Here is an 11,611-nt window from a genome sequence, read left to right as displayed (position 1 = left end):
CTCAAAGCCCCGAGACCTGCGGCATCCGCAGGCGCACCAGTCGGTTGGCAAGGTTCAGCTCCCAGGGGCGGTCGTAACGGCGCAGGCCATAACGCCACGACGCGGCAGCGGCCAGCGTGCGCTTGGCCCACGTGGGCGAGCGCAGATCCTGCACGGTGGGATAGCGGCAACGCAGCACCGTCACGAAATCGTCGATGCGTCGGCGCAGCCGTTCGCTTACCCATGGCGCGTCAGCGTGGCAGGCGTAATCCACCCAGCGCTTCTGCGTCCACTCCTCGGGCGTGGCCGGAAACACCACGGGCTCGCCCTGCAGGTCACGCAATGGCATGGTCGAACGACGGTGGCGGTCTTTCTCGTGCCGGCTGCTCTCAGGCAACGGTGTGTAGATGTAGACGATGATTTCACTCTGGGGATTGATGCGCTTTATCTCCCGGATGAACTCGAAGGTGTGCTCGGTCTCCTCCTCGGTGTTCTCGGGGGGCGCCACCATGAAGGACAGTTCGGGGATCACGCCGTGGCGCCGACACAGCTCGGCGACGGCCAGGGTCTGGTCGGGGCGCGTGCCCTTGCGGATGTCCCTCAGCATGGCGGGGCTGGGCGACTCCGCGCCGATGTACGCCATGCGCAATCGACTCTTGCGCACCAGTTTCCATGTGCTTTCGGACAGGTTGAGCAGCGCATCCGCGCGTGCGTAGCACCACCAGGGCAATTCGTAGCGCGCCATGATCTCGAGCAGGGGAATCATGTCCTGCTCGCGATCGAAGAAATTGTGGTCGACGTATTGGATGGAGTCGGCGCCGAGTTCGTACTTCAGGTAACGCAGATCCCGTTCCAGGCGGGCCAGGGGCGGCAAGGCCGTCGCACCGCCGAACATGGCCGCGACGCCGCAGAAGGTGCAGCGAAAACGACATCCCACCGATGCCTGATGGGCGACCGTGCGCCGGCCGAGAAACGTACGCGCCAGGTAACGGCGCGGATCACCCAGCTTCTCGTATGGCAAGACCGCAACCGGCCCCTGGCGCGAGAACGGACGGCTCGCGTTATGCACCACGCCCTCTTCATGTTTCCGCGAGAGCCCATGGATGGCCGGCAGACGCGCTGCATCACCCTGGTGTAATGCAGCCACCAGTTCGGGGAAGCTCTCTTCACCCTGCCCGCGGATGGCAAAGTCCACGTAGGGTGCGGAGAGCGCCGTTTCGGTGTAGAGCGTCGGGAAATAGCCGCCCCATACGATAGGCAGGCCGGGCCGCCGTTCCCGCACGGCGCGCGAGACGGCAATGGCCGGCTCCAGCTGCGGACCACCCATGACACTGATGCCGACGGCGGTATAGTCGCGCTCATCCAGCGCTTGCAACGTGCGCGCAACTACGTCGCGATCCAGATTGCCATCGATGATCCGACTGTTTCCCTCGCGATCGAGCGACGCAGCCAGGTGCAGCAGCGACAACGGGAACCGTGCACTGGCCCGTGACGTCATGGTCGGGTTGACCAGCAACGTATGCGGGGCGTTGCCCGTGACATTGATCATGGGTGCACTCATGGCCTGCGCCACAACTGATAAACGATGGCCACGGGTACTTCCAGCGCCGTTGGATCGAAATGCGCGCCGGCGGGAATATCGGCGAGATCCAGCATGGGTTCCAGCACACAGCCGATCTCCAGCCCGATGGCGGCGCACGCGGCGTGCCAGTGGCTGTAGAGGTGCGCGGTATGCCGCACGGCGTAGCGCCGGCCGCCCGACGTGAAGTCGCGCAGCCAGCCAAGCGCGTGCCCGGTGGGATGTACGTCGCTGCACAACACCATGCCGCCGGGCTGGGTGACCCGGCACAACTCGGCCAGCACGGGCTCCAGTTGTTCAACGTGGCCAACGGCCAGCCCGCACACCGCAAGATCCGCCCAGGCATCGGCCACCGGCAGTGCATCCAGGCTCCCCTGCAGCAGTTCCACCGGCGCACGCCTGTGTTCTTCGTGAAGCTCGCCCCCCGCGCGTTGCAGCATGTCGCGGGACAGGTCCACGCCAGCCACGCGCGCCGCGCCGCGCCTCAGGGCATGGCGCATGTAGCGCCCGGTGCCACATCCGGCATCCAGCACGTTGCGCCCGCCCAGGTCATGAGGCAAAAGGCTCAACATGGCGCGCTCTTCCGCCTGCATCACCGGGTTGTGTGCATGCGCAGGATAGCTGGGCGCCCATAGTGCGTAGGCTTCGACAGGGTCAAGTATGGGTGTGTGCAACATTTGCCTCATGCCTCGATGGAAATCGTGCGCACCGATGAATTTCCCTGCGCCCTCATCAACTCCAGGCCAGGCTCAAGCGCCATCACGGCAGGGTCTGCCAAGGCCCGGGCCAGCAGCTTGGGACGCCCATCCAGCATGACCGGCACGGCCTCCACGCCGGCGGCGTCAAACCAGTCCGCGAAATCCGGATCGGCCATACGCGGCAAGCCATCGCGCACCACGGCGCGCAGTTCATGGCGGGCGATGCCGATCAGGCTCCGCTGTGGATCGCCACCGCGGTCCTCGACGATCACCAGGTCCGCCGCCGCCCCGGTCTCCAGGTGGCCGCTCCACGGCAGGCGCAGCAGGCGTGCCGCATCGCGTGTCACCAGTCCAAGCCACTGCTGCGGCGGCAGCTCGTCGCCTTGCGCCACTCGACGCAGTTCGTCGAGCAGGTCGCGCGAACCGCTCAGCCGCGAGTCGGTTCCCAGCGCGAGTCGTCCGGCATCGGCCAGCCGACGTGGACGCAACGTGCGACCCAGCAGGCGCTCGTTACTGGTGGGACACCACACCACCCCGGCGCCCACCGCAATGATCCGGTCGATGTCGTGTTCGCTCAGCCCCACGCCATGCACCAGCACACTCTGCGACGCCAGGCAGCCAAGTTCGTCCAGTCGCGAGAGCTCAGCCCGGGCCGATGCATCGGTGCCCTCGGCCAGATGAATCAGCCACGGCTTGCCGGGGGCTGTCTGGGCAAAACTCTGCTGCACGGGCGGTCCGTACGACGTCCAGTCCAGTGCATAGCTCCAGCCGTAGTCGCGCAGCAGCGACACCGGGAAGTCCTCGGCATCCAGTGCGGCGTGCCAGGGATCGTGATGGGCCACGACCGTAGTGCCGGCCAACAGGTTCTTCAGCCCACCATGACGCAGGCGCACCGGCTTGGGTACAAGCAGCGCCTCGATCACGGCCGCATCGTTGAAATGCGTCTGGAATGCCTGGATCCATGCGTAACTGTTGGAAAAAACCTCTGCACTCTCCAACGGGGGTACCGCATTCACCTGCAGGTGTTCGTGCGCGTTGATCAGCCCGGGAAAGATCAGGTGCCCGTCCAGCTCGACTCGATAGGCCCGCGCCGGTACGGACGTATCCAGCCTTCCCCGGCGCACGCAGAGGTTGCGTCGCGCTGCGCCCTCCGGCTGCACGGTTGCGCCACCGGAAAGCATGACGTGAGTTCTGGCGGACCGGGCGCTCACGCCATTACCGCCTTTGCATGACGATAAGAAAGTGATCGCCCATGCTGCGCAGTAGCGGGAGGCCCCCGAGGCGGTCATCAAGGCGACCCAGCCGCTCATACCAGTGCCGGCGCCGGCGGTAGTACTGCACCAGATACGGCGGCGGCATGAACAGGCTGAGGGCCCGGAAGTGCTTGAGCGAGAACCATGGCGCGAACGCCTGATAGAACTCGCGCGGCAGGTAGTAATAAGTCCAGATCGTGTGCTTGTTCATGCCCACCGCTGCCGGGCCGTGCGTGCCGCGCACCAGCGCCCGGCGAAAGCGTCCGCGCAGCGCGTAATGCCCCAGCTCCCACGGACAGATGCGACCGATGACCGAGAACACCAGCTTGCCGCCCGGCTTGAGCAGGCGGGAACACTCCTCCGCCACCTGATGCAGATCGGGCGCACAGTTCAGCGGCCCGAAGTTGGAATAGATGCCTTCGAACTCCTCCTGCAGGCCATCCAGTTCCTGCACGCCCAGATGCATGGCCACCACGCTGGACTCCAGGCCTTCCCGTGCGGCGCGCGAGCGCGTGCGGCCGATCATCGCCGGCGACCAATCCGTCGCCACCACCTGATAGCCGCGTCGCGCGAACTCGACGGCGTCCAGCCCGGTGCCGCACCCGATGTCCAGCAGCTGAGCGCCAGCCGGCACTTCGCGACAAACGGTGTCCCACAGCGTGACGCGCATGCGCTGGATCAGCTCGTTATTGCCACGCGGGCCGTCGTAGTCGCCGGCAACGCTGTCAAAGGCGCGTTGCGTATCCAGCAACTGCGCGTCGTTCAAGGTCGCCTCGCGCGGGCGTCGACTTGCCTGTGCCATCACTGACTTCCCACGCTGGTCTGAGGAGTCGACGCAACCCTGCCTCGCTGTGCGTCGTTCAACGGTAGGTGCCCCAGGCCGTCGGTTTGGTTGAACGACAACGGCGTCGCGCGCGCCCTGCGCAACGCGTGTCGTGCGATGGCGGCGAACGCGCCCAGCGACAGACCGAACAGCACGGCAATGCCTCCGATCAACGCAGGGTTGGGAAACGCAGGCCCGCGCGGCACGAAGACCGGCCACATCAACGACGTCTCATAGGTGTAGTTGGGGCTGAGCCGCACCGAGAGATCACCCTTGGCCTGCCGAAGATTGAGAATTTCGGTGTCCGTGGTGGTCAGCAACAGGGATGCCACGCCAGCGGCCTGGGTATTCTCGCCACCGGCCGAACCCGCACCGCGCCTCAGCTCGCTGCGCCGGTTCTGTGCGCTGTCGAGGTCGGCCTGCACTTCGCTCAGCCGTGCCTGCGTCATGGCCAGGGGGGCGGCCAGCAGCTTCTGGTGCAGCGCCTGCAACTGCGTCACGGTTGCCTCGGCGAACTGCCGTGCCTGCCGCGGCGACCAGCCACGCACGGTGAACTTCACCAGCGGCCCCGCATACGGCAACGGCTCCAGCTTCAGGCTCTTGCGGTAGAGCGATGCTTCGGGTGCATCGGGAGCGATGCCAAGGCTCGCCATCACATCGTTTTCGAAGGGAACCCACTTCAGTCGCTCCAGTACGCGCGCCAGTGGTTCCACTTTCGGATCCTGCCCGGGTGGCACGCCTGCCACCTGCCCGATCTGGATGTAAGCGGTGGCCTCCCACTGCGGGCGTGCCTCATGCAGGAACAGGAACGCCAGCGCGATGACGCTCAGCAGCCCTGCGGCGAACCAGCGCCACTCGCGGACAAGGATCCGACCGATATCGACTACGTAGACTTCATCTCGTTGCATGGTCGTCTGGCTCATGAAAGGGAGGGTTGGGACGCGCCATCGCCGTGGCGGGCAGATGGATCAGCCAATGGGACTGCCATGTCACGACGATCCGGCAGCCATGCCGCCACCCACTGCAGCAGCAGGCAAAGGGCGATAAAGCCGAAACTCGTCCAGGTAAAGGCTTGCGGCGCAAATGGCGCCATGACTGCCGTGTACGACACCCGCAGGAAAATCAGCAGGCCGAACAGCGGAACCGTGGGCTGCACGCGTCGCACGCTCCACAGCAGCATCAGGTAAAGGGCAGCCACGGACGCCACCGCACCAATGGGACCGAGTGCCATCAGGAAGGGAAAGAATTCCGTGCCCACGTTGATGTTGCCCGCATCCAGCGGGATGCCGGTGCCCGCGGTGGCAATCGAGCCGGCCATGGGCACGACCTGGTTGATCAGGAAATGGCTATCGGAGTACTGCTTGGCCAGGATGGAAGAGAAGTTGTACGGGCCGGCACTCGCATACAGCAGCAGCCACTTCACCCCCTGGGGCGCGTGACGGTAGAGATCACTGAAGGGCAGCGTCACGTAATCGAGCGTACCCGAGCGCAGGATACCCAGTACCGAAAACACCGTCGTGCCGGCAACCGTCAGCACCAGCACGCGCTTCCACGGCAGCGGCCTGCTTTCCCGCCGGCGCAGGAGCAGCACCATCACCACGGAGAACAGTGCGGCAAAGATGCGGTTGCGGTCGATCACCAGCACGGGGAAGACAAAGCCGATCAGGATCAGCGCGGCACGCAGGCGTCGATCGCGCGCGCAAAGCAGCCCGATGGGCGGCAGCACCCAGCACATGTCCGAGATATGCCGAATATGGTCGCGCCCGCCCTCCATGTTGGCGTAGGACGACGGGGCATCGAACAGCGGAATGGGAAACAGCACCAGGTCGAGCACGCAGAACACCACGATCAGCGCGGCAAACACCAGGGCGACGAGGCCGTCTCGTGTACCGGTATAGTCGCGCTGGACGAATGCATCCCCCGGCGGAAGCCGGATACCGACCACGATGTCCAGCGCCAGTATCGCCATGGCGGACGCTGCGAGCAGGAACAAGCCCTCCAGGTAATCAACGGGCAAATCGTAGGTCAGCCACGTCAGGCCGCAGGTCACCAGCAACGGCATGGCGAGATAGAACGAAGGCAGGCGAAGCATCTGTTTCATGCCTGCGCGGCCAGTCGCTGGGATTGTCCGCGCCGCAGCCGCGCAACCAGCTTGAGCGCTCCATAGGCCGACATGTGCATGGTCACGGACCACAGGCACCGCTGGAGGAACGCAACCTTGGCGCCGAGGTAATGGGATTGGGCAAGCAGCAGTGTGCGATACGGCTCGTCGAACATCCCCAGGCGCCGGATCGCTACGTCGCGGGCTTCCACAAGGTTGTGAATGCGAGCGCGTGCGTCCCTGGTGCGGCTGACGTTGGCACCATGGATGCGGTAGGCACACACGTTGCGATCAATGAAACCGATGGCGTCATGGGCGGCCAGGCGCAGGAAGAAATCCCAGTCGTCAAACCGCAGGCCCTCGGTCCATCCCGCCACGGTTTCAAGCGCGCGACGGCGCACGAGCGTCACCGGGCCGCCGATGGCCCACTGGGTGATCACAGCCCGGCGGATACCGTCGTCCGTGCGATAGAGCCCCTTGTCCGCGTGGTGCAGGTCGCGCATGCCGCTCTCATGCAGGCGGCAACCATGCCGGTCCACGACTTCCGTATCACCGATGGCCGCCCATTTGCCCGGGTGCGTCATCAGGTAGTCGACCTGCGCATGCAGCCCGCCGGGCAGCAGGTAATCGTCGCTGGCGCCCAGCCGCAGAAAATCGCCACGCGCCCGTGCCGCCAGTTCATTGAGTGTGGCGGCGATGCCCTTGTTGCCGCGCCGCACATACTCCACCGGCACCTCATCGCCGTGGCGTGCGATCCAGTCGGCAATCCGCTGGCCGGTGGCGTCGGTGGAGCCATCGTCGATAATGACGATCTCCTTGGACGGGTAAGGCTCTTCCAGCACGCTGTCCAGGCAGCGCTCCACGTAGGCCTCGTGGTTGTACGCAGGCACCAGCACGGATACCAGCGGCATGGGTGCACCTGCGACGGAATTGACGCCGTCCATCGTCACAGCCCTCCCAGATAGCGGCGTACGACCACGACATTGAAGGCCAGGTAAAGCAGATAATTCGCGGCAAACGCATACATCGCACCCACGACGCCATAGCGCGCGGTGAACAGGAACACCAGCGCTACATAGGTCACGGCGAACACCACCTCGGAGGCCACGAACAGGCCCGTCATGGCCTTGGCCAGCATCACGTACGACAGCACGAAGGAGGCGATCTTCAGCACGTCACCGAGCAGCTGCGGCGCGTACAAGGCATTGGCTGCCGCGAAGCCATCGCTGAACAACAAGGAGGTCACCCAGTGGCGGCACAGGTAAACACCGGCGGCCAGAAGCACCACCGCGGGAAGCACGTGGCGGTACGCCAGCCGAAGCTCGGATACCAGCAGGTCACGCGCGTGCGTCGACGCGAGCTTGGGCAAGTAGTAGACGTTGATTGCCGTGGTCAGGAACAAAAGGTAGGCATCTGACACCTTGCTCACGGCCTGCCAGTAGCCCACCTGCTCCCAGCCGAAGTGCCCGGCGAGGTGGTCGCGCACGGCCACGTTGACGAACGGCGGAAGCAGCGCCGATGTCACGGTCATCAGCGAGAAGGTGGCCAGCCGCCGCGTCATCTCCCGGTCGAAGCGCATGCGCAGCATCCGCCAGTTGAAATAGGGGCTAAGCCGCCATACGGGAAGCCCGACGGCGAGCACCAGCAGCTGCCCGATCACCAGCGCAAGCAGGGCACCGTAGAGGCCCAGCCAGCGTGCCAGGGCCAGCGCCGTCACGATGCTCAGCAGCGAACCAAGCACCTGGATGCAGGCAAGCCGTTTCACATCCATGAAGCCGTTGATGACGGCAAGCATGTAGTTGGCCAGTGCGATACCCAGCTGCACCGCCGAAAGCAGGCCGATCAGGCCCTGAAAACCGGCATCACCCAGCAGCCAGTCGGCGAGCTGCCGGCGGAACAGCAAGCCAGCCAGGCCAATCAGGCACGACGCAAAGAACGCGTACCAGAGCGCAGCGGCCAACAGGCGAGAGAGCCGTTCCGGATCGTCCCGATACTCGGCCACGTACTTCACCACCCCCGCGCTGATCCCCCCGCCCGCAAGCACGGCCAGCACCGACATCAGGCTCATGAACTGGCCCAGCCGCCCCACACCCTCGGGGCCGGCCACCCAGGCCACCAGCTTGATGATCACCAGGCCGGCCAGCAGCCTGGCGGCGGTAGCGACGGAGGCGTAGATGCTGGCGCGCGCGATATTCATGCGGCGGCCCCGAAGGAGTTGCAGGCGTCGATGACATGGGCGATGGCGTCCTCATCCATGACAGGGCTCAAGGGCAGGCTCAACACCTCCTGATGCATCTGCTCGGTCAATGGCAGGTGGGCGCCGCGCAATGCGGCGTAAGCGGGTTGCCGATGCACGGGCACCGGGTAGTGCACCTGGCATTGCACTCCACGCTTGCCGAGATGTTCCTTCAACACATCGCGTTGCGCGGAGCGAACCACGAACAGATGCCAGGCATGACCTTCTTCGGTACGTGCGGCGGGCAACCTCAGGCAAGGCTGCCGGATCTCCTGGCGATACCTGAGCGCCACTTCCCGGCGGCGGGTCACGTCGTCATCAAGATGCGCCAGCTTGACCCTCAGCATGGCCGCCTGCATCTCATCCAGGCGCGAATTGAAGCCTTGATAGATGTGCTGGTACTTCACCCCGGACCCGTAGTTGCGCAGCGCGGTGACGAACAGCGCCAGCTCCCTGTCACGCGTCACGACAGCGCCGGCATCCCCGAGTGCGCCGAGATTCTTGGCCGGGAAGAAGCTGAAGCCGGCGGCATCGCCCAGGGCGCCCGCGCGCAGGCCGCCACGGCTCGCGCCATGTGCCTGCGCGGCATCCTCGATCAGCAGCAGGCGATGCCGGACCGCGATCTCCGCCAGCGCGTCCATATCCGCCAGTTGCCCGTAAAGGTGCACCGGCATGATCGCCCGCGTTTTCGCACTGAGCGCCGCAGCCACGCGGGCCGGGTCGATGTTGTAAGTCGATGGATCCGGCTCGACCGGCACCGGCACCAGCCGGTTGGAGGTGATGGCCAGGAAGGTGGCGATGAACGTGTTGGCGGGAACGATGATCTCATCGCCATCCCGCAGCCGGCCCATCTCCTTGTAACCGCGCAGGATGAGCGAGAGCGCGTCCAGGCCGTTGCCGACACCCACGGCATGGGTGACGCCGCAGTACGCGGCAAACTCCTGCTCGAAAGACGCGAGTTCCTCACCCATCACGTACCAGCCGGAGTCGATCACGCGCGCCGCCGCCGCCTTGAGTTCATCGGAATAGGGGGCATTGACGTCCCGCAGCGAGAGAAAGGGCACGTTCATCACAGTGTCCACTCATAGAAATCGTGGACGACGCCCCGTGCGCCGAACGACTCCTTCTGCGCGATCAACCCGCCATTGAGTACCCTGCCCTCCTGCTCCGTGGATACGCCGAAACTGAAGTAGGTACGATCGGCGTAGACGGAGCCAATCAGCGTCCCCAACAACAGGCTCAGTGCGTCGAGGCGTTTTCCCTCTTCCGAAGCGCCGATGTACTGCGTGTGCACCGTGTGGCCGAAGTCGTATACGAGCACGCCAGCTACAAGCACCCCGTCCTTGCGCGCCTCGTGAAGCACGATGTGCCCGGGAAACCGGGAGCGAAGCAGGTTCAGCTCGGCCACGCTGTGCACCGGCACGGCGCCATGCCCGCGCAGCACTTCGCAAAGCAGCGCATGAAACACAGCGAGGTCATCGCCGGGGCTGACTTCTACCCCGGCGCGGGTCGCCTTGCGGATGGCCCGGCGGCGCGCTTCCGAGAATCCGGCGCCGTGTCGCAACGGCAATACGGAAGAGATGTCGCGCCGTGTCAGCCGGGCGCCCACGCATTGCAAGGCGTACAGGTCTTCCTCACTGGGGTAGGCATGAAAGACGTGCGGTACGGGTTTGTACACCACCTGCCTGGCTCCCGCGCGCCGATAGTGATTGCCTATCTGCGCAAAGGCCGCCAGGGTGGATTCGGAGCGAAGGTCGTGCGTAGCGATAAGACCGCCATAGGTGAGACCACCATGGCTGGTGACCACCCCGTCGAGCAGGTTGGCAGGCAGCACGGCGACGAGTTTTCCGCCCTGCTCCACCACCACCGAACAGTCGGTGAAGCGGTCGGCGTGATACTCCATATAGGCGCGCCGATGCAGGAAGTTCCCGTTCCTGGACTGCTCCACCACGGCATCCCACGCCGTGGCATCCGATGCTTGGTAGCCGCGCACCTCAAGCATAGCCGTCACCATCCGGGAGTGGCATCTGCCCGACTGCCACGCCAAAGCCGTCCCGGCCCATGTCGTTGCCGTTGTAGAACATCAGCACGTCACTGCCGCGACGTATCAGAGCGGGATAACAGAGCGTGCGTGAATCCCACCCCGAATCGGAGAGCGCCAGGCCCAGCGCGTCGTCGCGGCGCTCCCAGTCCATGCCGTCATCGCTGAAAGCCATTCCCGGGAAGTACTCGCCGGTCACGTTGCCGCGCGTGAACAGCATGGTGTATCGCCCGTTCATCCGGTAAACGCGCGGGCGACCGATGCGATATTCGCTGCCCTGCGGCATCAGGCAGACACGATCATGGCGGGGTATGTCCGCCAGATCACGAGTGGTGACATGGCGGATGTGATACCTGGGAAAAGGCTGCCCGCCGATGAATTCCCAGTCATCACCGACGGCATACCACAGGTGCCACCGGTCACCATCAAACATCGCCGAATGCACGGCGCCGATGGTGCTCCGGCCCGGGGCACGATCCAGAATCGGCGTCTCCTGCACCCGTTCGTAGCGCTCGCCGCCATCGGTCGAGACGGCCAGCCCGGTAAAGGCGAGGAACTTGGCGCGCGCCACACGCTGGAAGCCGACGTAGAACAGGTGGATGCGGCCGTGCGCTTCCACCACATCGCCCAGGATCACGCCGTTGTCGTCGAAGCAGCCGCCGCGCCCCACGTCCAGCACGGGCCGGGCACTGACCTTTACCACCACGGAGGGATCATCCGCGAGCACGTCGACGTAGCCGATGCGGCTGATGCCCTCATCGTCGCGGAAGCCGGCATAGACACGAATCACCTCATCGCTGATCCGCCACGGCGTGGGCGTCAGCGCCGAATGACGCATCCATCCGCCCACGCCTTGCCGCGTGGTCTCGAAAACCAGTCCCTGCTTGCGCCATGCAGTCAC

General features: G+C 65.1%; 11 protein-coding genes. All 11 read right to left on the bottom strand.

All coding sequences use genetic code 11. The features are described 5' to 3' along the window. Nucleotide 1: 1 nt before the first annotated feature. The 11 genes from H8F01_RS19985 to H8F01_RS19935 are packed head-to-tail and all read right to left on the bottom strand — an operon-like array spanning nucleotide 2 to nucleotide 11,611. On the bottom strand, nucleotides 2-1,540 hold the full coding sequence (locus H8F01_RS19985) for a B12-binding domain-containing radical SAM protein (RefSeq protein WP_238481069.1): 1,539 nt from the start codon (nucleotides 1,538-1,540) through the stop codon (nucleotides 2-4). Further along, complete coding sequence (locus H8F01_RS19980; RefSeq protein ID WP_187056757.1) at nucleotides 1,537-2,235, bottom strand: class I SAM-dependent methyltransferase; 699 nt, start codon at nucleotides 2,233-2,235, stop codon at nucleotides 1,537-1,539. The genes H8F01_RS19985 and H8F01_RS19980 overlap by 4 nt, the downstream gene beginning before the upstream one ends. Before the next feature lie 5 nt (nucleotides 2,236-2,240). Further along, a complete protein-coding gene (locus H8F01_RS19975; RefSeq protein ID WP_187056756.1) occupies nucleotides 2,241-3,437 on the bottom strand; it encodes an amidohydrolase family protein in 1,197 nt (398 codons plus the stop codon). Between the two features lie 34 nt (nucleotides 3,438-3,471). Then, nucleotides 3,472-4,311, bottom strand: a complete 840-nt coding sequence (locus H8F01_RS19970) for a class I SAM-dependent methyltransferase (protein WP_187056755.1) — start codon at nucleotides 4,309-4,311, stop codon at nucleotides 3,472-3,474. Then, nucleotides 4,311-5,240, bottom strand: coding sequence for a GumC domain-containing protein (locus H8F01_RS19965; RefSeq protein ID WP_187056754.1), 930 nt, complete (start codon nucleotides 5,238-5,240; stop codon nucleotides 4,311-4,313). Before H8F01_RS19965 ends, H8F01_RS19970 begins: the two co-directional genes overlap by 1 nt. A gap of 11 nt (nucleotides 5,241-5,251) precedes the next feature. Beyond that, nucleotides 5,252-6,433 carry a hypothetical protein gene (locus tag H8F01_RS19960; RefSeq protein ID WP_187056753.1) on the bottom strand — a complete coding sequence of 394 codons (1,182 nt, stop codon included), beginning with the start codon at nucleotides 6,431-6,433 and terminating at the stop codon, nucleotides 5,252-5,254. Continuing rightward, a complete protein-coding gene (locus tag H8F01_RS19955; RefSeq protein WP_187056752.1) occupies nucleotides 6,430-7,377 on the bottom strand; it encodes a glycosyltransferase family 2 protein in 948 nt (315 codons plus the stop codon). Before H8F01_RS19955 ends, H8F01_RS19960 begins: the two co-directional genes overlap by 4 nt. A gap of 2 nt (nucleotides 7,378-7,379) precedes the next feature. After that, on the bottom strand, nucleotides 7,380-8,630 hold the full coding sequence (locus H8F01_RS19950) for an O-antigen translocase (RefSeq protein WP_187056751.1): 1,251 nt from the start codon (nucleotides 8,628-8,630) through the stop codon (nucleotides 7,380-7,382). Then, nucleotides 8,627-9,739, bottom strand: coding sequence for a DegT/DnrJ/EryC1/StrS family aminotransferase (locus H8F01_RS19945; RefSeq protein WP_187056750.1), 1,113 nt, complete (start codon nucleotides 9,737-9,739; stop codon nucleotides 8,627-8,629). Before H8F01_RS19945 ends, H8F01_RS19950 begins: the two co-directional genes overlap by 4 nt. After that, nucleotides 9,739-10,671, bottom strand: coding sequence for a GNAT family N-acetyltransferase (locus H8F01_RS19940; protein WP_187056749.1), 933 nt, complete (start codon nucleotides 10,669-10,671; stop codon nucleotides 9,739-9,741). Before H8F01_RS19940 ends, H8F01_RS19945 begins: the two co-directional genes overlap by 1 nt. Further along, complete coding sequence (locus H8F01_RS19935) at nucleotides 10,664-11,611, bottom strand: glycoside hydrolase family protein (protein ID WP_187059398.1); 948 nt, start codon at nucleotides 11,609-11,611, stop codon at nucleotides 10,664-10,666. Before H8F01_RS19935 ends, H8F01_RS19940 begins: the two co-directional genes overlap by 8 nt.

The sequence above is a fragment of the Dyella telluris genome, from assembly GCF_014297575.1.
In the GTDB taxonomy this organism is placed as follows: domain Bacteria; phylum Pseudomonadota; class Gammaproteobacteria; order Xanthomonadales; family Rhodanobacteraceae; genus Dyella; species Dyella telluris.
Note: the sequence above shows the minus strand (reverse complement) of the source record. Positions and strands in the feature narration are given on the sequence as shown.

Coding starts and splice junctions, on each gene's coding strand:
- H8F01_RS19970 (WP_187056755.1), bottom strand. CDS start 4,311: ATGGCACAGGCAAGTCGACGCCCGCGCGAGGCGACCTTGAACGACGCG.
- H8F01_RS19950 (WP_187056751.1), bottom strand. CDS start 8,630: ATGAATATCGCGCGCGCCAGCATCTACGCCTCCGTCGCTACCGCCGCC.
- H8F01_RS19965 (WP_187056754.1), bottom strand. CDS start 5,240: ATGCAACGAGATGAAGTCTACGTAGTCGATATCGGTCGGATCCTTGTC.
- H8F01_RS19980 (WP_187056757.1), bottom strand. CDS start 2,235: ATGTTGCACACACCCATACTTGACCCTGTCGAAGCCTACGCACTATGG.
- H8F01_RS19940 (WP_187056749.1), bottom strand. CDS start 10,671: ATGCTTGAGGTGCGCGGCTACCAAGCATCGGATGCCACGGCGTGGGAT.
- H8F01_RS19960 (WP_187056753.1), bottom strand. CDS start 6,433: ATGAAACAGATGCTTCGCCTGCCTTCGTTCTATCTCGCCATGCCGTTG.
- H8F01_RS19955 (WP_187056752.1), bottom strand. CDS start 7,377: ATGGACGGCGTCAATTCCGTCGCAGGTGCACCCATGCCGCTGGTATCC.
- H8F01_RS19985 (WP_238481069.1), bottom strand. CDS start 1,540: ATGAGTGCACCCATGATCAATGTCACGGGCAACGCCCCGCATACGTTG.
- H8F01_RS19975 (WP_187056756.1), bottom strand. CDS start 3,437: ATGCTTTCCGGTGGCGCAACCGTGCAGCCGGAGGGCGCAGCGCGACGC.
- H8F01_RS19945 (WP_187056750.1), bottom strand. CDS start 9,739: ATGAACGTGCCCTTTCTCTCGCTGCGGGACGTCAATGCCCCCTATTCC.